The sequence below is a fragment of the Zobellia uliginosa genome, from assembly GCF_900156625.1.
Lineage (GTDB): Bacteria > Bacteroidota > Bacteroidia > Flavobacteriales > Flavobacteriaceae > Zobellia > Zobellia uliginosa.
The window spans coordinates 180886-205870 of sequence record NZ_FTOB01000006.1; the positions used below are offsets into that span (position 1 = coordinate 180886).

The 24985-nt window shown below is 44.6% G+C and carries 16 protein-coding genes; 5 read left to right on the forward strand and 11 right to left on the reverse strand.

Annotated elements, in window-relative coordinates:
- The first annotated feature begins 22 nt into the window (after nucleotides 1-22).
- The 4 genes from BW980_RS18565 to BW980_RS18580 all read left to right on the forward strand — a co-directional run bounded on the left by BW980_RS18565 (nucleotide 23) and on the right by BW980_RS18580 (nucleotide 4950).
- Entirely contained in the window at nucleotides 23-2272 is a 2250-nt protein-coding gene (locus tag BW980_RS18565; RefSeq protein ID WP_076456676.1) for a penicillin-binding protein 1A, read from the forward strand.
- Nucleotides 2273-2299: 27 nt separating this feature from the next.
- Nucleotides 2300-3103, forward strand: coding sequence for a Cof-type HAD-IIB family hydrolase (locus tag BW980_RS18570; protein ID WP_076456654.1), 804 nt, complete (start codon nucleotides 2300-2302; stop codon nucleotides 3101-3103).
- Nucleotides 3104-3134: 31 nt separating this feature from the next.
- Nucleotides 3135-4451 carry a DUF819 family protein gene (locus tag BW980_RS18575; protein ID WP_076456655.1) on the forward strand — a complete coding sequence of 439 codons (1317 nt, stop codon included), beginning with the start codon at nucleotides 3135-3137 and terminating at the stop codon, nucleotides 4449-4451.
- A gap of 247 nt (nucleotides 4452-4698) precedes the next feature.
- Nucleotides 4699-4950: a hypothetical protein gene (locus tag BW980_RS18580; protein ID WP_076456656.1), complete on the forward strand. Its 252-nt coding sequence runs from the start codon at nucleotides 4699-4701 to the stop codon at nucleotides 4948-4950.
- A 72-nt stretch (nucleotides 4951-5022) separates the two neighbouring features.
- Here the strand turns inward: BW980_RS18580 and BW980_RS18585 are convergent, their stop codons facing one another.
- From BW980_RS18585 to rpiA, 3 genes are read right to left on the reverse strand one after another with little or no spacing between them, the layout of a single operon-like run.
- Nucleotides 5023-5988: an aldo/keto reductase gene (locus BW980_RS18585; RefSeq protein WP_076456657.1), complete on the reverse strand. Its 966-nt coding sequence runs from the start codon at nucleotides 5986-5988 to the stop codon at nucleotides 5023-5025.
- Between the two features lie 11 nt (nucleotides 5989-5999).
- Nucleotides 6000-7568, reverse strand: a complete 1569-nt coding sequence (locus BW980_RS18590; protein WP_076456658.1) for a protein adenylyltransferase SelO — start codon at nucleotides 7566-7568, stop codon at nucleotides 6000-6002.
- Nucleotides 7569-7615: 47 nt separating this feature from the next.
- The gene (gene rpiA / locus BW980_RS18595; protein WP_076456659.1) at nucleotides 7616-8290 is read right to left on the reverse strand and encodes a ribose-5-phosphate isomerase RpiA; all 675 of its coding nucleotides are present in this window, start codon (nucleotides 8288-8290) and stop codon (nucleotides 7616-7618) included.
- 207 nt (nucleotides 8291-8497) lie between these two features.
- On the opposite strand from rpiA, the gene BW980_RS18600 reads away from it, so the two are divergent.
- Entirely contained in the window at nucleotides 8498-9199 is a 702-nt protein-coding gene (locus tag BW980_RS18600) for a DUF4369 domain-containing protein (RefSeq protein WP_076456660.1), read from the forward strand.
- A 44-nt stretch (nucleotides 9200-9243) separates the two neighbouring features.
- On the opposite strand, the gene BW980_RS18605 is transcribed toward BW980_RS18600, so the two are convergent.
- The 8 genes from BW980_RS18605 to BW980_RS22635 form a co-directional block, all read right to left on the reverse strand.
- On the reverse strand, nucleotides 9244-9513 hold the full coding sequence (locus BW980_RS18605) for a hypothetical protein (RefSeq protein ID WP_076456661.1): 270 nt from the start codon (nucleotides 9511-9513) through the stop codon (nucleotides 9244-9246).
- 82 nt (nucleotides 9514-9595) lie between these two features.
- Nucleotides 9596-10558 (reverse strand): type I phosphomannose isomerase catalytic subunit, encoded by a 963-nt coding sequence (locus tag BW980_RS18610; protein ID WP_076456662.1) that lies wholly within the window; start codon nucleotides 10556-10558, stop codon nucleotides 9596-9598.
- A gap of 32 nt (nucleotides 10559-10590) precedes the next feature.
- The gene (locus BW980_RS18615; RefSeq protein ID WP_013992012.1) at nucleotides 10591-10998 is read right to left on the reverse strand and encodes a 6-pyruvoyl trahydropterin synthase family protein; all 408 of its coding nucleotides are present in this window, start codon (nucleotides 10996-10998) and stop codon (nucleotides 10591-10593) included.
- Nucleotides 10982-11527: an isopentenyl-diphosphate Delta-isomerase gene (idi, locus tag BW980_RS18620; protein WP_076456677.1), complete on the reverse strand. Its 546-nt coding sequence runs from the start codon at nucleotides 11525-11527 to the stop codon at nucleotides 10982-10984. Before idi ends, BW980_RS18615 begins: the two co-directional genes overlap by 17 nt.
- A 187-nt stretch (nucleotides 11528-11714) precedes the next feature.
- Nucleotides 11715-18050: a T9SS type B sorting domain-containing protein gene (locus BW980_RS22870; RefSeq protein ID WP_245800105.1), complete on the reverse strand. Its 6336-nt coding sequence runs from the start codon at nucleotides 18048-18050 to the stop codon at nucleotides 11715-11717.
- Nucleotides 18051-18110: 60 nt separating this feature from the next.
- A complete protein-coding gene (locus tag BW980_RS18630) occupies nucleotides 18111-19061 on the reverse strand; it encodes a PorP/SprF family type IX secretion system membrane protein (protein ID WP_076456664.1) in 951 nt (316 codons plus the stop codon).
- A gap of 8 nt (nucleotides 19062-19069) precedes the next feature.
- Nucleotides 19070-21058, reverse strand: a complete 1989-nt coding sequence (locus BW980_RS18635) for a T9SS type B sorting domain-containing protein (RefSeq protein ID WP_083690532.1) — start codon at nucleotides 21056-21058, stop codon at nucleotides 19070-19072.
- A 60-nt stretch (nucleotides 21059-21118) separates the two neighbouring features.
- Nucleotides 21119-24985, reverse strand: a 3867-nt coding sequence (locus BW980_RS22635) for a beta strand repeat-containing protein (RefSeq protein ID WP_394333503.1), incomplete at its 5' end; no start/stop codon positions are given.

Below are 24985 nucleotides of genomic sequence, written 5' to 3' on the forward strand. Positions count from 1 at the left end.
ATTGCATCTAAAATTTATCGATTTGGTTTTAAAAAAAATAAAGTCCCCTTTTCTAAGATATACCCTACTGGCGGCACTTGCCCTCGTGCTGTTTTTCTTTGTATTCATACTGAGTATTTATTGGGGCGCATGGGGCAAGGTTCCCAACAAGGAAGAGCTTTCTGACTTTCAGTACCAAAGGGCATCGGAAGTATACACGGCAGATAGCGTGCTCATTGGCAAGTTTTACCTTTACGATAGACAGCCTATTGCTTTTGAGGCTATTCCGGAACACCTACGCAACGCACTTGTATCTATAGAAGACGAGCGCTTTTACGACCATTCGGGCATTGATTACCAAAGTTTGGGCCGTGTTGCCGTAAAGACGATTCTTATGCAAGACCAATCGGCAGGTGGCGGTAGCACCCTCACCCAGCAACTTGCCAAGAATTTATATCCGCGTAGGGACAGAAAAAAAACAAATATTGTAGTCGACAAGATAAAAGAGATGGTCATTGCTTCCCGACTGGAAGAGATTTATACCAAAGAAGAAATCCTGACCCATTACCTAAATACCGTTTCCTTTGGCGATAATACTTTTGGCATTGAAAGTGCATCCCTTAAGTTTTTCAATAAGCCGGCCAAAAACCTTAACGTAGAAGAAGGTGCCGTTCTCGTAGGAATGTTAAAGGCAACCTATGGCTATAATCCCCGTATATTCCCTGAAAGAAGTCTCGAACGAAGAAACCTGGTACTTCAGGCCATGGCGAACAACAATCACCTTTCGAACGAAGAGAAGGATAGCCTTACCGATAAACCGCTAAAACTCGACTACCGCGATTTCGACAACAATGCCGGTCTAGCCCCGTATTTTAGGGAAGAGGTAAGAAAGCAACTGCTTAAATGGAACGCAAAACAAAAGGAAGAAGGCCATGACTACAACATTTACACCTCGGGACTAAAAGTCTACACCACCCTCGATTACAATATGCAGTTCTGGGCCGAAGAGGCCATGCGCGAACATATGCAGTCGCTTCAAGGCAGTTTTGAAAAAAGCTATGGCAAGAACGCACCCTGGCGTACCAACAAAAAGCTGATTGAAAAAGTCGTCAAGCAATCAGGCATATACCAAAAACTAAAAAAACAGGGTCTCGAACATGGGCAAATCATCGATTCGCTCAGCAAAAAGAAGCAAATGGTCTTGACCGACTGGGAGGGTGAAAAAACCGTTCAAGCCAGCAGTATAGACAGTATAACGCACTACATGAAATTCTTGAACACCGGCTCATTGGCCCTTGACCCAAAGACCGGTGCCGTTAAAACCTGGATCGGAGGTATAGATTTCGAACATTTTAAATTCGACCATGTTGCCCAAAGCAAACGACAGGTTGGCTCTACGTTCAAGCCCATTGTTTATACCACAGCACTTGAAACAGGTATTTTACCCTGCACCTATTTTTCAGCTGAAGAAGTGGCCTATGAAAACCTAAAGGGGTGGTCGCCCAGCAACTCCGGAAAAAAAGACGAAACCTATCTCAACTATTCCATGGAGGAAGCCTTGAGCCATTCGGTAAACACCGTTGCCGTAAAGGTCTTGGAAAAGGCCGGCATCAGCAATGTATTGACCATGGCCAAAAATATGGGCATTTTCTCAAAATTGCCCGAGCAGCCCTCATTGGCCTTGGGTACCGGCGAAATTTACTTGAACGAATTGGCCGGTGCCTATGCCAGTTATGTCAACGATGGCAGGGCCGTTCTTCCCTATCTCATCGAAAAAATAACGGATAAAAAGGACTCCGTTTTGATGGAATTTAAACCGAAACGGGCCAGAAAGACGGCTTTTTCAGAGGAAACAAGACAGATTATGATCGAGATGATGAAAGGCACGATCGACAGGGGTACGGCTTCCCGGATACGTTCTACCTATAAATTGAACAATGCCATTGCCGGAAAGACCGGAACCACACAAAACAACAAAGATGCCTGGTTCGTTGCCATCACACCTAAACTGGTGCATGTGACCTGGGTGGGACTCGACCATCATGAAATCGGGTTTAAAAGTACAAGTCTAGGACAAGGTGCCAACGCGGCATTACCTATTTTTGCCAAATGGATGCAAGAAATGAACAAGCATCCGTATTATAACGAAATAACAAAGGCCCAGTTCGAACGGCCCAATCCGGCCATATTGGAAATGCTAGACTGCGAACCCGTAAAACGCGATGGTTTCTTCAAGCGCCTCTTTAAAAACCCGGATAAAAAGAAGACCAAAAAATTTAGAAAAGGAAATTAAGCCCGACAAACTTTAAATACCATACCCTTGAATTACAAAATACTCTGTTCAGACTTAGATGGAACCTTATTAACCTCAAAAAGTGATGTTTCCGAGCTAACCATTGCCGAAATACGCCGTATAAAAACGCACATGAGAATCATATTGGTCTCGGCAAGAATGCCGAGCGCCATGACCTATTTACAACAAGACCTCGGTATAGAAGACCAACCTATCATCTGTTACAATGGCGCCCTGGTACTTGATGGCACCCAAGAACTTTCTTCAGTACATATTGACACCGACCACCTTGATGAAATATACGGATTGGCCAAGGCCAATGGCACCCAACTAGGCCTGTACCATAAGAACGAATGGTATGTACCCACAGACTCTGAACGAGTGCAGAAAGAGATCAGGTACACCAAGACCACACCGGTTTTCAGACCCACATCGGAAACCCTTTCCGATTGGAAAGACCGTGAACTGGGGGCCCATAAAATAATGCTCATGAGTACCAAAGCCCATGCCGACACCCTGTACCCCATTCTTGAAGAAGAACTGGGCACCCACCTCAACCTCTATCGCTCCAACGATACTTTGATCGAAATAGCCCCGAAATCCGTTTCTAAACTATCGGCCATACAATCATTGTTGCGACAAGATGAGTCATTGGAACATGTAATTTCCTTTGGCGACAATTACAACGATATTGAAATGCTGCAAAACAGTGGCTGTGGGGTAGCCGTGGGCAACGCCCGGGAGGAAGTAAAGGCCATCTCCAATGCGGTAACCCTAGCCAACACCGAAAACGGTGTGGCACACTATATTCGAAAGCATCTGGTAATTTGATTATATTTGAAAAAAAGCATCCCAAAATCATATGACCGAACCGTTATTACCCGCTCCACTAATAACCGATGACACCGTTGTTTTTGGATTATTGGCACTCTGCCTAGGTTTCATTTTTTATGGCTCATCTAGGGAAAAAGGACTCTGGAGCAAATTCTACGGCATTGTTCCCGCCGTACTCATGTGTTATCTATTGCCCGGTATACTTGCCTCTACAGGCATTATTGCAGAAAAGTGGCATACGGTAAACGATGCCGGCGAAATCATTGCCCATAGCTCAAAACTTTATCACGTGGCCAGTCGCTATCTATTGCCTGCGGCCTTGGTACTTATGACCTTGAGTATTGACCTAAAGGCCATTGCCAACTTAGGCTCAAAGGCGTTGATTATGTTCTTAACGGGTAGCGTAGGAATTATTATCGGCGGACCAATTGCCATTTTGATCGTATCGATTTTTTCCCCCGATACCGTAGGCGGAAACGATTTTGATGCGGTGTGGAGAGGACTTTCTACTATTGCCGGTAGTTGGATCGGTGGCGGGGCCAATCAGGCCGCCATGTACGAAATCTTTAAATATACGCCTGAAAAATATGGCGCTATGGTGCTTGTAGATATTGTTGTTGCCAATATTTGGATGGCTGTTATTCTTTTAGGTGTAGGCCGTACCAAACAAATTGACAAATGGCTCAAGGCCGATACTTCCGCTATAGAAACCCTTAAAGTTAAGGTGACCGCTTTTGCTGAAAAAATAACCCGCGTACCTACTTTAAAAGATTATATGATGATGCTCTGTTTTGCTTTTACAGCAACGGGTATCGCGCATTTCTTTGGGAATAATATCAGTGATATGTTAACGAACTCTTTTGAAAGCGTTCGTGACCAAAAAAGCTTTCTATCTTTCTTGGGTTCCAGTTTCTTTTGGATGGTAGTGATTGCCACGGCAGCTGGTATAGCCCTATCATTTACCAAAGCTAAAAACTATGAAGGAGCCGGCGCCAGTAAAATTGGCGGAATGTTCATTTATCTTCTCGTAGCGACCATAGGTATGAAAATGGACCTTGGAAAGGTACTTGAAAACCCTGGATTGATAGCCATTGGTTTTATTTGGATTTCCATTCATGCAGGACTATTGATTTTGGTAGCCAAACTAATCAAAGCGCCTTTTTTCTTTTTAGCGGTAGGTAGCCAGGCTAATGTGGGTGGTGCCGCTTCGGCTCCCGTTGTTGCTGCGGAATTTCACCCATCATTGACTTCCGTAGGGGTACTTCTAGCTGTTTTCGGTTATGTAGTAGGTACGGGTGGTGCACTGCTCTGTGCGTATTTGATGGAGGTGGCTTCTTCGCTTTAAGTATAAGTTTTAAAATTTGTTTATCTCGAACATTACAAGAATGAAAAACTTAACGGTCTTTTTGTTTTTTATTGTTTCGATTACGTATTCGCAAACAGCCGAATTCGGTAATCTCACGAAAAAGTCAGAGTATAAAAACAATAAACGGATATAAAATCAATATTGGAGACACTTTAACCTAGGTATTCCAAGCTCGGACTCAGGATTCGCTTATATCTCTCAAAATGGGCAAAGAGTATCCCATACTTTGGCAGGAAAACCAATCGTAATCGACAAATTAAAGACTTACGGAAACAAAAAAAGTCGTTACAAGATGTATGCCCAGTTTAAAGGATATGGACTTCTTCCTGTTTTGATAGATTATGAAACGGCTTTGGAACTGGGAGAGATTAAAAATCCTGATAAAAAAATAACTAGAGAACAAGCTCTTGCCCAACTTAAGGAAGCTAAAAAATTACTAGATCTGGAAGTGCTCACACAAAAAAATATGAAGAACTAAAAACCAAATTGACACCAAAATTATGAATGACTAGATATCAACATTCACCTTTACCTCTTATTCATTCAAACATCAATCCCAACTCAACTGACTGCGTTCTTTCCAATAGGCCATAGAATCTACTTTTGCCTCGGTAAGTTCCCCTAGTTCTTCTTCATTTAATGTGAAGGTATTCGCCTTTAGATTTTGGTCCAACTGATTTATATCGGCCGCTCCACTTAGCACATAGTCCGGTTGAAGATAATCCATCACAAAACGAAGTGCGATGGCATCCATACCTACTTGATGACGTTCGGCCAAAGTCCGCAATGTCGTATAGAGAGATTGGTATTGTGGGTATCTTTTATTGGGAAATACGCGACCGTTGGCCAAGGCTTCCTTTATGATCAATTTCTTCCCCTGTGCCTGCACCTTTCGCAAAATGGGCAAAGTGGCCTGTTCAAACATATTGAAGGTAACTTGAAAACTATCGAAAACCACATCGCCGTTGATGCTTGTTTGAAGCGCATTTTCAATGACCTCCTTTTGCTTGGGCCCACTGGTGGAAATCCCAATTTTGAGTCCAGTAGCTTTTTTTATTTCCAATAACTTTTCCAACACCGGTTTGTTTTCGAGTACCCCACTTTCAAAGGTGGCGGAATGGATTTGATAGTACTGCAAGGCGGGAAGCAGTTCTTTAGAAACCTGCCATTGCTCCGTAAGCTTTCCTAGAGAGTGTTCTTTTACTTCATGGGGACCATCATAGCCCAATTGCCAATTGGCCACATAGGTATAGCCCCATTTGGTTCCGAGAACTACGTCTGTATACTTTCGGCCATCGTTCCAAGCCTTTAAAAATTCTTCGCCCTTTCCGTAAGACGGGGCAGTATCGAAATAGCGTACCCCTTTTTCATAGGCATCATCCAATACTTTTAAAGCATTGGCCCTAAAAGCAACTTCAGACTTATCCCTATTGCCTGCATCAATATTTATATATTCCGGGCGGCCCAAAGCGGCCATTCCCAAGCCGATTTCAGTTTTCGTTTTCTCTTTCTTCATGGGGTTTTATTCTAAGAACTACACGACAACATGGAACAGCCCACTTTGTTTCTTGCCCAATCAGGGCGTTTGGCAAACCATTTTTCTTGTTCCGGTTGTTCGTCATAGGGCTTTTTCAAAAGTACGAACAGTTCGTCGATCAAGGCATAATCTCCCTTATCGGCAGCATCTATGGCCAATTGTGCCATATAGTTACGCAACACGTATTTAGGGTTTACGGAGTTCATTTTTTGCTTTCGTTCCGTATCGGACAGTTCTTCTTGGCCCAATCGATTCTGATAGGTGGCGAACCAGGTTTTCCATTTTTCAAGTACTTCACCGCTCACCTCGTCGGGCGTATAGAAGGCATCGCCCACCACTTCCATAAACGCGCCTGAATTCGTTTCTTGCTTTTTAAAATTGGCCAAATTCCGAAAGAACAAGGTCATATCGGTTTCGGTTAGCTGTAGGTTTTCCTCCAAATCATCGAGCAAATGTAGATCAAGGTCATCCGCTTTATACAGTCCGATCTTAGATTTCATCATATCCCTATACTTTTGCCCGAACTTCGTCTTGAATCCTTCCAATACGGCTTCCAAAGGTGCGGCTTCCCCGATCAAGGGAAAAATCGCATTGGCCAATTGATATAGGTTCCACAGGCCGATATTAGGTTGGTTCCCGTACCGGTATCGTTTATGTTGGCGGTCCGTGGTATTGGGTGTCCATCCATGGTCGTAACCTTCCAACCAGCCGTATGGGCCGTAGTCGATGGTCAATCCAAGAATAGATAGATTATCGGTATTCATCACGCCATGTACGAAGCCCACGCGTTGCCAGTGCACCAACATCTCTAGGGTTGCATCTGCCACAGCCTGAAAAAATTGAACATAGCTTGCTTTGGAAGGCGCTCCCAATTCCGGAAAAAAGTGTTTAATGGTATAATCTACCAATGTTCCCATGGTAGCGGTATCCTCCCTTGCCGCAAAAATCTGATAGTTTCCAAAACGAAGAAAAGAAGGAGCAACCCGACAGACAACAGCCCCCTTCTCATAGGCCGAATTACCATTGTAAAGTATATCGCGAAGCACTTTGTCGCCCGACAAGGCCAATGACAGTGCTCGTGTTGTAGGTACCCCAAGGTGGTACATGGCCTCACTGCATAAATACTCTCGAATAGATGAACGTAAAACCGCTAGGCCGTCGGCTGTTCTTGAGTAAGGGGTTTCTCCCGCGCCCTTTAACTGCAAAGCCCAATGTTTACCCTTGTGCTCAACTTCCATAAGGTTAATGGCCCTGCCATCGCCTAGTTGCCCGGCCCAATTACCGAACTGATGTCCCCCATAGCACATCGCGTACGGGGCCGTTCCGTCGAGAACGGTATTGCCCGTAAACACCTTGAGAAATTCTTCACTTCTGATATCTGCTTCTGACAGCCCGAGCTCTTCGGCCATTTCAGGGGACACATGAATCAATGACGGCTGGGCCGTGTGTTTTGGCATAACATACGAAAAACAGGCCTTTTCTACCTGCCTTCTGCTATTTTCAGTAATAGGATCGGCCGGTAGTTCTTTATTGAAGGTATCTTGTATGTTGAATTTCATCCGTTTCGTTTTATAGTCCCCTTATCCTCCCTGAAGATAGGAAAACCTTACTTTTTAAAAGAAGTGACCGTCTGCCCCTTGCCCATCAACACCATATCGGTAGTAGACAGAAAGAGTCCCGTTTCGACCACGCCAGGAATTTGGATAAGTGTCCGGTTCAGTTCTTCTAAATCATCCTTTTGAAAAATATCTACATCTACAATGCAATTGTTCTCATCGGTCTTATAGACCGCTTCTTTTTTCATGCGCAGCTGTGGATGTAGGTCCATTTTCCCAAGTTCTTCCATAATGTTTTGGGTAGCAAAAGGAATGGTTTCCAAAGGAAGTTTGAATTTACCCAAACGATCGACTTGTTTTCCCGAATCGGCTATAATCAGGTTAAAGCGGGAATTATGGGCCAAAATTTTCTCTCGGAGCATAGCACCTCCCCCACCTTTTATCAACCGTAATCGGGCATCAAACTCATCCGCCCCGTCAATATTTATGTCGAGTGTTCCCGCATCTTCCAAGGAAATCAAGGATATACCCGCTTGCTTGGCCAATCGGGCCGTCGTATTCGACGAAGGCACTCCCTTCATTATGAGTCCGCCTGCCACCCGCTTACCGAGCTCGGCTATCATAAAAGCGGCGGTAGATCCCGACCCCAAGCCAACAAGCATTCCGTTTTTTACATACTCTGCTGAAGCAATGGCAGCATTCCATTTTTCTTTTTCAATATTCATTCAATATGTATTATTAAAATTAAAGGGGCAAGAACGTATATAGCTATTTACAGAAACTCGACCCTTATTCGTCGTAATACGAACTGTTCTCTTACGATATACCGATACAAAAGTACGCTTCTATTACAGAAAAACTCATCGATTTAAAAAATAGCTTCTTAAGGAAACCAAAAAAAATACAGATATTTGCGCTACCAAAAAACGAAGATGAAGAACATATTTTTTTTAAGTGCTATTACCCTTTTATTGCTTTCTTGTGGAGGGCCTACCGAAAACACCATGAAGGTTACCGGAAATGTAAAGGGACTCAAAAAAGGAACACTCTACCTTCAACACGTGCCTGATTCCGTTTTAGCCACCATAGATTCGCTACAAATAGACGGTGACGGCAATTTTTCCTTTACAACGGAACTCGAAAGCCCCGAAATTTTCTACCTCTACTTAGACAAAAAAGACGCGAACGATATCAATGACCGAATTACCTTCTTTGGTGAGCCGGGTACCATTACGATCAACACGACTTGGAACACCTTTGATACCAAAGCCAAAATTGAAGGTTCGGAAACCCAAAAAAAATTGGAAGAATACCGACAAATGATGTCGAAGTTCAACATGAAGACCTTAGAGATCGTTCGATTGGCCAACGACCCGAACAAGGTTCTAGACTCGGTACAACTAGACTCGATGCAGCGATTGAGCAACCGCAACCTACAGCGCAGCTATGCCTTTTCCTTGAATTACGCGTTGAACAACAAAGACTCTTATATAGCGCCTTACATAGCCTTAAACGAAGTTCCCGATGCCAATGTTAAGTATCTGGATTCCATTTACGGTTCACTGTCGACCGAAGTTGCGGAATCGAAATACGGCAAGCAATTAAAAACGTATTTGGAAAACCTTAAAAAGTAAAAAAGCCCGCGTTTGCGGGCTTTTTCATTTAACTTCTAGAAGGTCTAGCCTAATTTGTTCACCTTTTCTACAAGGGCACCGGCTTTCTTCTCCAATTCTTGACGCACCTCTGTTAGGTGTTTCTTTCTGTTTTCAACACCTCTTTGGTTCACCTTTTGGATCAAGGTATCAAAAGTTTCGATAGCCTCGTCAATAACCTTTGCTCCTTCTTTCGATTCTTGGTCGGCATTGGCAGCTTCTACAATGTATACCGCTTCAATGATGTCTCCCAAGACATTATTAATATCTTTCTTTAATTCTTTTACACTTGCCATTTTTAATAAATTTTACGCAAAAATAAGCTATTTATAATCAATTTATGCAGAAAATATACAAAGCCAAACGTAATTCGTCGCATTAAATGGTCACTTCTAAGAGCTTAGCGCCCTCGGTGGTGATTTTTATGGTATTCGATACCGCAGGCAAAAGGGTGGTCTCACCTCTTTTCAATTCTACCGAACCGTTCTCATTGGCAATGGTAGCCGATCCGCCCACACACATAAAAATAGTAAATGAATCGCGGTCGGTTACATCTTGGGTCAAGCCAGCATTCAAGTCTAGAAAGTCGGTTTTGAAATAAGGGCAATCTACCATGGCGTTCACCGTATTCTTCTCTTGACTATACTTCACCTTAAAATCATCTTTTTTGGTGTAATCAATGGCATCTAAGGCCTGTTCGGTATGTAACTCCCTAAGGTTTCCGTTCTTATCTTTTCTATTGAAATCGAAAACACGGTAGGTAATGTCGGAAGTCTGTTGAATTTCGGCCAACAATACACCTGCACCTATGGCGTGGATCTTTCCGGTATTGATAAAAAAAGTATCGCCCTCTTTTACCTTTTCATAGTTCAAAAGGTCTAATAGGGTATCGTTTTCGAGACTTTTGGCGTATTCTTCTTTGGTAACATCTTTGTTGAAACCAACGATAAGGCTGGCGTCGTCATCGGCATCCATCACATACCACATTTCTGTTTTTCCGAAGGAATTGTGGCGTTTTTTGGCCAGCTCGTCATTAGGATGCAATTGAATGGACAGATCCTGCTTGGCATCGATAAACTTGATAAGGATAGGAAAGTCGGTTCCGAACCTATCGTAAACACTTTTCCCCAAAACATTCTCGGGCTCTTTTTCTATTAGGTCTTGTAATGAGGTACCTGCCAAATCTCCATTGGCCACTACCGAAACATCTCCCGACACAGTGGAAAGCTCCCAACTTTCTCCGGTAATATCGTTTTCAATAGGTTTGCCCAAAACGTCTTTAAGCTTGGTGCCGCCCCAAAGGCGTTCTTTTAAAATAGGGTTAAATTTTAAGGGATACATAGCGTTTTTTTTATAGTTGTTTAATTTTCGCTTTAACCGGAATAGGTCACAAAATTTCGGGGGGTTTCATATAACACGACTTCCAAATCATGATTTGGATTGATGTGGGGCCGTAATTTATTCCAAATAATAATGGATATATTTTCAGCTGTGGGATTAAGGTCTTTAAATTCAGGGACTTCAATATTTAGGTTCTTATGGTCGAGGGCGTCTTCTACTTTTTCAGCTATCAAATCTTTTAAGACCTTCATATCCATTACAAAACCTGTCTCTGGGTCTATTTTGCCCGTAACGCTAACCACCAATTCATAGTTGTGCCCATGGTAATTGGGGTTGTTACACTTTCCGAAGACCTGGGTATTTTTCTCATCGCTCCAATCTTTACGATATAGGCGGTGGGCCGCATTAAAATGGGCCTTTCTACTAACCTTTACTCTCATCTTCCGTTGGATTTTGTCCGATATGATCATAGAACTTTTCAAAGATAATCTTGAACCAAGCTGTATACAAATCGGGGTTTTGGGCTATATCTTTTTTGATGGCCTCGGGTTTCATCCATTTCCAGTCGGCCACCTCATCTGGGTTGATCTGCGGCGCTCCGTTATAGCTGCCCATCATTACGTGGTCTAGTTCATGTTCGGTAAGGCCATTGTCAAAAGGGGCCTTATAGATAAAGGAAAAAAGTTCCTTGAGTTCCGTTACAAAGCCCATCTCCTCTTGCAACCTTCTCTTTCCGGCCTCTATATTGCTCTCACCTACCCGTTGGTGACTGCAACATGTGTTCGTCCAAAGTTCAGGAGAGTGGTATTTGTGGGCCGCCCTCTGCTGTAGCATGGTTTCCCCTTTATCGTTCATTACAAAAACCGAAAATGCCCTATGGAGTACGGCTTTCTCGTGCGCTTCCATTTTAGGCATGGTTCCTATCGGGTTATTGTCTTGGTCTACTAAGATGACTTCTTCCTCTTTCAATAGCAATGTTTTTCTTTGATGGGTACAACTAACTTCCTTCCTCCACAAAAATAGTACCTTTCCATTAGTATCGAACCAAGAGCTTGATAAATTATGGTTATAGAACTCCCAATTCTCCCTAAAAAAACAGAAAACCCCTGAACCGAAGTCCAAGGGCCTTTATTTTATGCCATTTGCAAGAATCGTATCAGTTCAGGTAAATATAGCCCGAAAGCGTCTTATGTTCTCCCGTGGTATCTTCATAATTCAAAATATAAAAATAAGTTCCACTTGGCAATTTTTCTTCCTTCCCAGACGTAAGCCTGGCCGTTGAATATCCTTCAAAATAATTGTTCCCTGTTCCATACGATTCAGTGGAAAATATTAAGATCCCCCATCGGTTGTAAATCTGGATGTTGTTGTTCGGCCGTACATCGAGCCCCGTAATGGTCAATGTGTCGTGTGCGCCATCGCCATTGGGTGTTACTACATTATAGACCACTACCTCGATATAGGGTTCCTCCAGGTAATCGGGAACACCGTTATTATTTTGATCGTCGTTGGCATAGTTTCCATCCCCATTGGTATCTTCATCCCGGGTCGGAATTCCATCATTATCATCGTCCGTATCCCGATAATCCAACTCATCATCGCCATCGGCATTTGGTAGACTGTCAAATGGACTATCCATTTCATCGTTCACATCATCATCTATAGTTTCCGAACCTTCATAACCATCGTCAAGTCCGTCGTCATCCTTATCGGAACCGATAAACGAAACATCGGCCATGCCGTCATGGTCTCTATCATGTGCTTCTATAGCATCTGGCACGTTATCGTTATCACTGTCGAGATCCAAATAATCAGGTTGGTCAGTACCATCGGTGTTTACAGGGTACAGCCCTAGGTCAATACCGTTTTCGTAGGCATCGTCCAAGCCATTGTTATTGGCATCGACAAGACTAGGCGCAATGTAGCCCACCGTAGTCTGTGCTTCCACATTATCGGGTATACCATCGTTATCGCTATCGATATCCAAATAGTCAGGTAACGAATCGCCATCCGAATCGGTAGGATCGGTCGATGGATCGTTATCGCCATCGGCGTTCAAATCTTCCACACTGTCTAAGATACCGTCGTTATCACTATCAAGATCCGTAAAATCATCATCTAAAATGGTGCCTATGGCCGTATCTGAAAAATCGGCGACATTTCCTGCATCGACACTTAAGATCGAAATTGTAAAGGTTTCATCGTCTTCAAGAATTTCATCTTGGGTCGTAGGAACGTTCACCTCTCCCGTAAGACTCCCGGCCGGTATGGTTATCTGAACGGTATTGTTCGTATAATCGGCCGTATCGGCAGTTCCATCCGTAAAAGTAAAGGTCAGGGTTATATCTTGCCCAAGGCAGCCCATGCTTGATAGGGTGACCGGAAAGATAATGGAAGCACCTTCAACTTCACTGGCATCGCCTATGCTTATGCTAGGAGTGGTCTCAACGTTCAAAATGGCCTCATCGGAATTTAAAACACTACATACCCGCAAGGAATTCGAGACTACCACGCGATAGCGGTTTCCGTTCCCACCTATAGTGGTGTTAGCTATTTCAAGCGTATGGGTATCCGTACCGGAATAGAGGCCTCCATCGGTCAAATCGGTCCAAAGGCTACCATCGAACATTTGCCATTGATATTGGTCTACGTCTGTGGCCACTACCGAAAAGGAAGCCGTTTCCCCCGAACATACACTGCTTTCCGATGGTTGGGTGCTTATTACCGGACTTAAGGTAGCTTCCCTGTATTCGGGAATACCATTTCCATTACGATCTTGAGGCTCCGTATAGCCATCGCTACCCGTGGTAACCAATCCGTTGGCATCGACCGTTAAGGTGGAACTTCCCAAAAGGCCATCGGCATCGCCATCGGTAAAACCAGCTTCGACCACATCAAAACAGCCATCATTGTCGGCATCCAATTCTTGTGCATCGATACTACCGTCGGTATCGGAATCTAAAACCGTATAATTCACGGTCCTTCTATCGGGGTCGTCTTGAACACTGTCGGGAATACCATCTGCCCCAACCATACCGGTCAACACCCCATTAGAATGTGCGGCCCCATGGCCCGCCTCAACGGCGTCGTAAATACCGTCGTTATCGCTATCCAAATCAAAGGCATCGGGAATACCATCGTTATCGGTATCGACACACTCCGTAGGTGTGCTGTACTTAAGGGTCACTAGATCCAATGCCGCCCCGGAAGATGCATTCGTTGCAAAAGGTTGGGCGGAAAAACGTACCGTAATTTCATCGGTCGACGCTACGAAAGTGCGCTCTTCATAAAACCATTTTTTAGGCCCGACCATGCCGCCTACTTCCCCTGTGGCGATAGTGGTCAAAGTTTCATCTAAAATGGGCACACCGTCCGCATCGATAATATCAAAGTCCAAGGTTACGATCTGGCCGTTGAGGTGGGCGATATCTTCACCCCAGTAGAAAGAGAAGGTATAACTTTCCCCTTGTACCAAGGTCACCTCTTGTGTAATTTCGTTCGAAACCCCTCCCGTAACATTGTTGTTTCCAACTAAATCTAAATATTGCGAGCCGTCAATGGCCGGAGCAAACGTACCTGCCCCGAAGGATCCTCCGTTGACCCAACCATCCAGGTTTTGGGTATAGCTCCATCCTGTCAAACTATTGGTATTGTACGTGGTTCCTATAAAGGTTCCATTGGCCCCTGTAAACCCGTTGGGAAAAGCAGTGGCATCGGTAAAATTGTCCTGTTCAAAAGAGCCGTTGATGATAAAATTGCCACAGCCTTCATCGGTATCAAGTATGCCATCGTTATCATCATCCAAGTCTTCGGCATCCACTACACCGTCGTTATCGTTATCGGGCCTATCGTCCGTAGTGTCCCTAAAGTCAACATCACCGCCCGAGCCTGCGTCGCTATCCCCATCCGGCAATACCACAGGTCCCGTTAGCGGGTTATCTATGGTTCCTCCGGGGTCCGTATATCCCGAGGTATCGGCATCGAGGGCATCGTCAAGACCGTCATTATCGACATCCAAGCCATTGCGTACGATGCGGGCTTCGGTAGTATCGTCTCCAGCTTCGTTATCGGAATCAAGATCTAGATAATCAGGATTGTCGGTACCATCGGTATTCGTAGGAACAAGGCCCGACGGATAGGCCGTATCCACACCATTGGCATCTACGGTTCCGTTTGGAGCTAGGTAGGCCGCAGTGGTCTGCGCTTCAACATTATCGGGAAGGCCGTCGCCATCACTATCTAAATCCAAATAGTTGGGAATGGAATCCGCATCATCGGGACTTTCGGCAAGGGTATATGTAGCCGTAGCCCCTTGTGTATCGTCGGATTCAATACCGTTGAACAGCCCGTTATTGCCAAAATCAACGGCGGTTCCATCAATTCGACCATCGGTATCGGCATCAACCTGACCATGGCCCGCTTCAACCCCGTCAAAGATTCCGTCGTTATCGGAATCGAGATCAAATATATTCGGGATACCATCACCATCGGTGTCACAGTTCTCGACTTTTATGCCGTAATCAACACTCGCTAAATTGTCTCCATATATGCCATCGTTATAATAGAAATATAGAGGTCCGCTCGTAGTCGCTATTGGAATACTACCCGGAACCAAGGGGTCAACAGGCCCCAATAGCTCATCAACACCATCCTCATATGTACCGTTAGCGTTCGCATCAACAATACCGTAGAAAACATAAAATCCGCTATTTACCAAACCTCCCATTGCCGCGGAATTGGCAGGATGATAGGTAAAGTCGGAATTGTATACCGCCGTTACCCCATTGAGGGTCGCCCCTCCGCTAGTTGTATTGGTCAAATAGATATTGATCGTTTGACCCGCAAAAGGCCCATCGACAGCTTCCCCCGTGAGAATGCCTGCCGCCGATACATTTTGAATATCCAAGATATACTTGACGCCAGCTTCCAGCACGGCATTGGAATTTTGCAAGGTATTTACATTGGAACGTACATTTTGTCCTGTTACAATATGGGCACAAACATTTTCATCGGTATCCAAAATACCGTCGTTGTCGTCATCAAGGTCTACCTCATCTGCAATACCATCCCCATCGTTATCGGGTCTATCATCGGTAGCATCCCTAAAATCAACATCACCGCCTGAATGCACATCGTGGTCTTTATCGGGAAGTTGAACCGAACCGATTGTAGGGTCGTCTATAGTGCCGCCGGAATCTGCGTAGCCCGTAAGGTCGCTATCGATAGCATCATCGAGACCATCATCATCCACATCGTTGTTCGCCAAGGTTATACCCGCCTCCATGGTATCGTTTCCTCCTTCGTTATCGGAATCGAGGTCTAAATAATCCGGATGATCCGTGGTATCGGTATTTACGGGTGAAACACCTCCTAAGTAAGCCGAGTTTACACCGTTATTGGCACGATATGTTGCCTCATCATCAGGGTTCGGAGCCTGATATGCCTGAGTGGACTGTGCCTCTACATTATCGGGAATGCCATCGCCATCGCTATCTAAATCTTTGTGATCGGAAATACCGTCATTATCAAAATCGGCAAGACAAAAGGTGGGCTGTATAAATCGTGTCGATGTATTCGAACTATGAACAAAGTTCAATACAATACGACTCACCGGTCTTTCAAAATAAAAGTAAATGGCCCCGTTAACATCGTCTGCCGGATCGTTGCCATCCGAATCAAAACTACCGGCCACAAAGGTATTTCCTGTTTGCGTAATACCCGAACCGACCAACACGAGTCCCTCTGCATCTAGGTCGTACATTACATTATTCTCATCGTAAACCTCAATGGTGTATTGGGTGCCATTATCGAAATCGGTCATCTTAAAAAAGACATTTTCAATAGGCGTACCATAAGTTGAGGTCAAACTTCCCGTGTCTCCCCCTTGCCCTTCTATTCGGATACCATGACCGTTCAAGCCCGTATCATAGGCATATATGTTCGTACTTGCAGCTTTGTTTACCGTATAGCTTACATCGGTTCCCACGAGTGTGTAGGTTGTGTCGGTAATAGGATTCCCCATACCGACCGTGCCGGACAGGTTTGTATTTTCACAACCTTCCGTTGTGTCTAAAATACCATCGTTATCATCGTCTAGATCAACTACGTCGCCTACACCATCGCCATCGGTATCAGGGCCGTTCAAGGCATCTAGGCACAGGGTAAAGGTATCGGTAGTGGTAATATACCTGTTATCGACCGTAAGATAATAGGTTTCCCCCGGGGTAAGGCCCCAGTGCCGGATTCTTAAATCATCTTCCGGATCCGAATAGGCGGTACACGCCATTTCGGTAAGGCCATCGTTTTCCCAAAGCGCCATATAGGCGTGGCGAAGCGTTCCCTTAACGCCTCCCCTATCCATTCTAATGTCTATTTTACCCGATGGGGGCGCCACAAAGCTGAACCATTTGTTGTGGTTTACCAAGTCAGACCAACACGAGGCCGTATTCTTGTCAAAGGTAGCTCCAAGGGTGGTATATGCCGCATCGGGCGAGCAGGTGCCTATTAGGCCCGTTATATCGGTCGCCCCTTGGTAGTAATCATTCGTCGCCTGGTCGCTTAAGCATAGGGAAAAAGTATCGAGGGCATGTATGTATCGGTTATCGACCGAAACGTAATAGGTATCGCCCGGGGTCAAGCCCGTTGCCAGAAGAGAAATATCATCGTAATGACGCCCTACCCTATGGCTATTACAGCCCAATTCAACCGTACCCGTACTATCCCACAATGCCAAATAGGCGGTTTGCAAGGTGCCCTTTTCATCGCCCCTATCCAACTTCACCTCTATATTTCCCGTGGCCGGGGCAGTCACCTCGAACCATACGTTTCTATGGGGCCCCGTATACCAACACGAACCTCCGTTTCTATCCGCAGTTGCTCCCAAGGTCGAAAAAACGGCATCGCCGGAACACCCGTTCATAAAGGAATCAATGTTTATGGCCCCCTCCAAATAATCGTTGGTCGGGGTATCGCTGAGGCAAAGTTTAAAGGTTTCGGCACCCGATGGTGTACCGTAGTGACGGTCAACGGAAAAGAGATAGGTATCGCCCGGAGTAAGTCCGTTGGCCAAAATTGAAATATCATCGCTAACATCGTTAAAAACACTACATGCGATTTCGGAGGTTCCCGTGGCATCCCACAGGGCCATCATGGCATAGCGCAAATCTCCCGTCATATCTCCCGTTATGGTTCCCCGGTCTAGGTTGATCTGTACGGTACCCGTGGCGCTTGCAACAAAACTGAACCATACATTGGCATTCGGCCCCGAGGCCCAGCACGAACCGGAACTCCCATCGGGCGTAGCGTTCAATGTAGTGTAGGCCGCATCGGCCGAACAAGTGTTGAGGGAGAGCGGCATGGCATTGGCCCTATTATCGTTCGAAGGTTGGGCCCATAAGAATTGCCCCATAAACAAAAACAGCAGCACTATAAAACTATGACACCTAAGGTACTCACCAAAAAAGTGGGGATTTCTTTTTCTTGGAACACGCATTTGCTAAACGTTTAAGTTATATATACGGGATATTATAGATCGATGGGGTTTTAGTAAAACCTAAAAGAAACGGGGAGATTTTAAATTACCCTTAGTGCTTATAAAGTCATACCGTAAGATGGCCTCAAAAGAACCTGAATTATAGATTGCCGCACCCAACTCGGTAACTTCGCGATCGTAGGCCAGGCCAATCAAGAATTTTTTTGAAATATTAAAGCCGACCATACCACTAAATGCGGCATCCCAACGATAGGCAGCGCCCAGAATAAACTTTTCGCTAAACATAAAGTTGGCCGAAACATCAACCTGTAAGGGAGCCCCCGTTACCAATTTGGTCAATAAGGCCGGTTTAAACTTGACATTATCGTTCAGATCCCATACGTAACCGGTAATCAAATAAAAGTTCATCTGTTCCTTAGCGGTAGACGGGTCAGGCCCATCCTTAAAGTGGAGTGTCTGTAAAATCCTTGGTACGGAAAGTCCGGCATAAAACCTTTCATTGTGGTAATAGACCCCTGCCCCTATATTGGGCGAAAACTTATTTTCTATATCGTTCTGAAGACTTGCATCACTTGTATACTGGTTAAGTTCTGAAAAACGAACATCCAATAAATGGCCACTCCCCTTAAGACCGAAGCTTAACCTTCCTTCGGTAGAAGTATATACCGTATATGAAAAATCTATGTCAAAATAGGTCTCCGAAGTCGGACCGATTTTATCGTTTACTATGGACAAGCCTAGCCCCACGCCCCTATACCCGATAGGCGAATGTAGATTAAACGTTTGGGTGGTTGGCGCCCCATCTAACCCGACCCATTGCGAACGATGCAAAAGAGCCGTACTTATATGGCCACGGGAACCTGCATAGGCAGGGTTCACGCTTACCGTATTGTACATATATTGGGTGTATTGGGAATCTTGTTGTGCAATGGCATTTTGAATACTTCCCACAAATAGTAGGGCCAGTATTACACCAAATTGACGAGCGGTTGTTATGAGATTTGGGATCATCGTTACTACTATCGGTTAATGTATATATATCCTGAAAGGGATTGCTGCTCCCCTTTAGCATCTTTGTAATCTAAAATATAGAAATAGGTGCCTACCGGTAGTTTTCTATCGGCATCAACGGTCACCCTTCCTTGGGAGGTACCGTCAAACACGTTGCCCTCGGTATTATAGGCCTGTGTGGTATAGACCAAAACACCCCATCTGTTATAGATCCGGATGGAATTATCAGGATATTTTTCCAGTCCTGTAATAGAAAGAAAATCATGTGCCCCATCATTATTAGGCGTTACCACGTTAAACACCTCAATAGGGTCTTCCTCAACATTAGGCTCTAGGTACTCAGGTATTCCATTCCCATCGGTATCGTCATTGGCGTAATTTCCATCGATATTGATGTCTTCATCCTTACTTTGAATACCATCGTCATCATCATCGGTATCCCTATAATCGACTTCCCCATCACCATCTGTATTCAGTAGATCGTTGTACGGATCGTCGACTTCGTCATTGACATCGATATCAATAATGGTTTCTCCCTCATAGCCATCATCAAGACCATCACGGTCTTTATCAGAACCGATAAAGGTTACATCGGGAATACCATTTCTATCGTGGTCATGGGCCTCAATACTATCAGGTACATTATCATTATCACTATCGGCATCAACGTAATCGGGAATACCGTCGTTGTCAGTATCTTCTGGGATAATGCCCAATAATCCATTTGTTTCATAGGCATCGTCAACCCCATTCCCGTTGAAATCCTCTCCGCTTGGCGCCACATAGTCAAGCGTAGTCTGGGCCTCAACATTATCGGGGACTCCGTCATTATCACTATCGATATCCAAATAATCGGGAATACCATCGTTGTCGGTATCGGTGGGGTCCGTTGCCGGATCGTTATCGGCATCTAGATTCAAGTCCTCAAAACTATCAAGTATACCATCGTTATCGGTATCAAGATCAATAGCGTTGGTAACCAAAATGCTTACCGTAGCGGTATCACAATTACCGACCGTATCACAGAGGGTATAGGTAAACGAATCGCTACCGTCAAAATTTGTGTTTGGCGTATAGTTCCATATATCATCCGATGGGTCATTGGGTGTTCCGCCATCATCGCGGGTCAAAGTTCCATTGGACGGGTCGGTTGAGGTTAGGCTTCCTGTGGAAGGAAGGTCATTGTCATTGCCGAGAATATCCAATGCTATAGGGGTATCTTGTGTCGTTGCAAAGCTATCATCAATAGTATCTAAAATAGGAAGCACATCGACCGTTACCGTAGCCGTACTACAATCGCCATAGATATTACATACCGAATAATTAAAAGAATCGGGACCGTTGTAATCGGGATTAGGAATATAGGTTACGATATCATCGGTGGGGTCGTTAGGTGTTCCGTTGTTATCAACATTAACGGTACCGTTTGTCGGATTGGTGGTCGTAAGCCTCCCTTCGGTCGGCAACTCACTATCATTTGCAAAAATGTCTACAATTACCAAATCGTCTTCGTCTACAGTAACCAAATCATCTACCAGAATGGCCGATTCATCAATACAGACTACGGTAAAGCTGGGCAAATTCTTGGCGTTTCCCGCCTTGGTAATGGTGGCAACATACCGTTCGAGTGTTTTGGTAGCAATCACCGTCGGGGCATTTTGGTCACCTGGCAAAGGAGGTGTCCAGCTAACCGAAGCTCCAGGAGAAAGGTGGGCCGTATTGTCACTGATATCAAGCGTAACCTCGTTGTAGGGGGAATTACAATTGGTCACAATAAAATAACTCGTGGCGTTCTTACCGCATAAAGTACCGTCATAGGTTGCGAAATAGATTCCCTGTTCGGTTACTTCCAAAAACGATTCGGTACTTAGAACCGTGCCTGTATCTTGAGCCTCGTACCAACGAAAATTGGTTCGGGTCTCTTCAGCCGAATCCGGCGGAGCCTGTAAGACATACTGAGCATTGGATACCACAAGTCCCAGTAAAGTAAAAACCATACTGAGGACAAGTTTTTTATATGTAGATTTCGCTTTCAAATCGACTGCTTACCTTGTTTATTATTTGACAACAAAAACTACGTTTATCAATGAGTTGTAACTTGCGGGTTGGGCAATAACATCATAGGTCATGACGCCAAATTCATCAACCGAAACATTGGCAAAAACGGCGGTATCGTAATAAGTGACATAGTAATACAATTCGTTATTCGCATATGTTGGAATAGCTGATGGTGCCGAAGTACTAGCTACCATTGGCGAACCGAATTGAGCTATGTATTGATCGTGTAAGTTTATAGTTCTTCCTGTACCGTTGGTAGAAGCATCTACTTCAATGGATGGAGGATAGAAAACCTTTGAGGCCTTTAAGGAGTTAACTTCAACAAGGTCACCATCGGCCTCAACGCCTATCAAGGAAGTGGCATTACCGCTCACTGCATTTGATCCATAATCGGAAAAACGGACTGTTCCTCCTTCTACATCTAACTTTGCATCAGGTGAGCTTGTTCCAATACCTACTTCATCAGCAGAAGCATCCGCAAAAAGCAAATACCTATCAGTATCCCCTTCTACTCTCATATCAAAATTTCCTCCTATTTCATTTACAACTAAACCATTATACATCTTCACATTTCCGTTGAAATATGTTCCCAGGGTATAGTGATTACTCCAATTAATTCGCAACCAACCATCTGTAGACCTTAAGGTATTTTTCCCGTTCATATACAGATAATCATTTAGCTCAACATTACCTTCTACATCTAAAGCCCTACTACCTGTAATCGATGTCTTGCCAATAGCAACATTACCCTCGGTAAAAATATTGTCGGTTATGGCGTCCGGAGCGGATGTTCCGCCTACTTCGTACCAATCATGGTCAGTTAAAGTGGATAAATCAACCGAATTACCTTCAGAAATTGTCAATGAACTACCTGTTAATGATAAAGTCTGATCATCGGTATCGGTAAACACTGCAGTAGGATTTACCCAAGATGCATTACCAGCGGCATCTGACTGTAGAATATGACCATTAGTCGCCCCAGAAGTCATCTGGAAATTCTCTGTACGAGTATTACCATATACATGAAGTTTATTACCAGAAGTATCAACACCACCTATACCTACGTTTCCAAGTCCGCTTTGGTACAATCCAAGGTTCCATCCAATGGCATCGCCTGCCGTTAATCCATTTTGGCTATAAACACTCCATGTTCCAATTTCATCAATACGCATTTTAACCGCACCTGTACTACCCAATGCAACATCATCATTGTCAGCACCAGATTTTATCTGCCAATTACCAGCGCCATCGTGAGTAGTAATTCTCACCTGACCGGCATCAAACCAAATATTGTCTTCTCCGGTAAGGTATAAACCAGGTAAATCATTGCCCCCAACAGCAGTAATCCGTGCATTGGCCAAAGAACTGGTGTTCACACCAATATTGCCGTCCGTGCCTACCTGTATCCCTTCATTACCACCATCATTACTGATCCAATTTCCTGCAGTTTGGATGTTTTCCGTTGCGGTATGGTCACCAAGGTTATCCGCTAAACCACTTAAGTCAACACTATTTCCTGAAGTTGCGGGATTTGTCAGTGTAAGAGTTGAACCGGTTAATGCTAAATCAGATAATTCATTGGTCGCACTGTTATCATTATTGGCCGGAAAGTTGACCTCTAGATCATAGTCTCCACCGCTCTCGCTCAAGGTCACCGAACCATCGGTTGATGTTAAAGTTTGGATTTCGTTTGTTGGATTGGAATCAGCATCATCAACATTAATAATTGCACTATTTCCTCCTGAAATACTGATACTTCCAGCGGCAGCTCCTGCCGTCAAAGTTTGATTGTCAGAACCTAAGGAATTAGCATCCACTTCAATTAAATCACCATCTGCCTCAACGCCGATCAATGAAGTAGGTGTACCTGTTATGGCCAATGATCCGTAATCTGAAAATCTTACAGTCCCATTTTCAACATCTAATTTGGCATCAGGTGACCCTGTACCGATACCTACTCTATCATTAAGTGCATCTGTACGAATCAGGTTGCTATCCGTATCACCTTCAACCCTCATATCATTGTCACCACCGCTTTCATTTACGGTTAAAGTATCATCTGCCCTTAAGTGGCCATTTATTAGTGTTCCAGACGTAAAACCCGTAGTAGCATTAGTTGAAGGGTTGATACGCAACCAAGAATCATTAGCCCTTAAGGCTTGCTTGCCATTCATATAGACGTAATCGGTAAGTTCAATATTACCCTCAACATCCAAAGCCCTGTTATTTGTAATTGTTGTTTTGCCAATAGCAACATTGCCCTCGGTAAAAATATTATCGGTTATGGCGTCCGGAGCGGATGTTCCGCCTACTTCGTACCAATCATGGTCGGATAAACTGCTTAAATCTATACTATTACCAGAAGTGGCCGGGTTTGTTAACGTCAGTGTCGATCCCGTTAGTGCCAAATCAGTTAATTCGTTTGTAGGATCCGCATCTGCATCACGAATATCGATAGTGGTATTCGTGCCATCGTTTATCCGTATTTCGACGGATTCGTTGGCCGTGACTACCGCACTGCTCAAATTTTGATCATCCCTAAAATCGGTAAGATCAACCGTAGTATCCGCACCGGTGCCATTCGCCAAGGTGATGATGTTTCCCGATAGGCTGATCTGTTGGTTATCAGTGTTGTCTAAATAAGGACTTAAATCTACTTGGTTCGCAGGAGTAGCCGGGTTTGTCAGCGTCAGAATATCACTTGCCAAGCTTAAATCGGTAAGTTCGTTAGTTGCACTATTGTCATCATTGTCCGGAAAGTTCACCTCTAGATTGTAATCATCACCTGTCTGTGTTAAGATTACAGAACCATCAGTAGAGGTTAATTCTTGTATCTCATTATTTGGATCAGCATCGGCATCGTCAGTATCCAAGGCATCGACATAGGCCTTAGTGGCCGCGTCCTGTGGATTGTTTGGATCGGCCAAGTTCGTGATGGCCTGGTTGCCAGCACTTGGGTCCTCACCTATTACGTCCTCTAGATCTTGGATCTCATTGGTTGCATCGGCATCCGCATCGTCGGTGTTGACCGTTACCGAACCGCCCTCTACCAAGGAAATCGTTTTTCCCGAAGCGTCAATAGACAGGTCCTGTGTATCCGTATTCGTGTAGGGGGTCAGATCGATATCCGTGGCGCCTGCATTATTCGTGACCTTTAGAATGTTTCCTGTAAGGCTCAGATCTTGGATCTCATTGGTTGCATCGGCATCCGCATCGTCGGTGTTGACCGTTACCGATCCGCCCTCTACCAAGGAAATCGTTTTTCCCGAAGCGTCAATAGACAGGTCCTGTGTATCCGTATTCGTGTAGGGGGTCAGATCGATATCCGTGGCGCCTGCATTATTCGTGACCTTTAGAATGTTTCCTGTAAGGCTCAGATCTTGGATCTCATTGGTGGCATCGGCATCCGCATCGTCGGTGTTGACCGTTACCGATCCGCCCTCTACCAAGGAAATCGTTTTTCCTGAAGCGTCAATAGACAGGTCCTGTGTATCCGTATTCGTGTAGGGGGTCAGATCGATATCCGTGGCACCCGCATTATTCGTGACCTTCAGAATGTTTCCTGTAAGGCTCAGATCTTGGATCTCATTGGTGGCATCGGCATCCGCATCGTCGGTGTTGACCGTTACCGATCCGCCCTCTACCAAGGAAATCGTTTTTCCTGAAGCGTCAATAGACAGGTCCTGTGTATCCGTATTCGTGTAGGGGGTCAGATCGATATCCGTGGCACCCGCATTATTCGTGACCTTTAGAATGTTTCCTGTAAGGCTCAGATCTTGGATCTCATTGGTTGCATCGGCATCCGCATCATCGACATTTAGATTGATCGCATTCCCTTCGGAAATACTTACGTTACCCGGATTACC

Coding starts and splice junctions, on each gene's coding strand:
- BW980_RS18575 (WP_076456655.1), top strand. CDS start 3,135: ATGACCGAACCGTTATTACCCGCTCCACTAATAACCGATGACACCGTT.
- BW980_RS18585 (WP_076456657.1), bottom strand. CDS start 5,988: ATGAAGAAAGAGAAAACGAAAACTGAAATCGGCTTGGGAATGGCCGCT.
- BW980_RS18590 (WP_076456658.1), bottom strand. CDS start 7,568: ATGAAATTCAACATACAAGATACCTTCAATAAAGAACTACCGGCCGAT.
- rpiA (WP_076456659.1), bottom strand. CDS start 8,290: ATGAATATTGAAAAAGAAAAATGGAATGCTGCCATTGCTTCAGCAGAG.
- BW980_RS18600 (WP_076456660.1), top strand. CDS start 8,498: ATGAAGAACATATTTTTTTTAAGTGCTATTACCCTTTTATTGCTTTCT.
- BW980_RS18605 (WP_076456661.1), bottom strand. CDS start 9,513: ATGGCAAGTGTAAAAGAATTAAAGAAAGATATTAATAATGTCTTGGGA.
- BW980_RS18610 (WP_076456662.1), bottom strand. CDS start 10,558: ATGTATCCCTTAAAATTTAACCCTATTTTAAAAGAACGCCTTTGGGGC.
- BW980_RS18615 (WP_013992012.1), bottom strand. CDS start 10,998: ATGAGAGTAAAGGTTAGTAGAAAGGCCCATTTTAATGCGGCCCACCGC.
- BW980_RS22870 (WP_245800105.1), bottom strand. CDS start 18,050: ATGCGTGTTCCAAGAAAAAGAAATCCCCACTTTTTTGGTGAGTACCTT.
- BW980_RS18630 (WP_076456664.1), bottom strand. CDS start 19,061: ATGATCCCAAATCTCATAACAACCGCTCGTCAATTTGGTGTAATACTG.
- BW980_RS18635 (WP_083690532.1), bottom strand. CDS start 21,058: ATGGTTTTTACTTTACTGGGACTTGTGGTATCCAATGCTCAGTATGTC.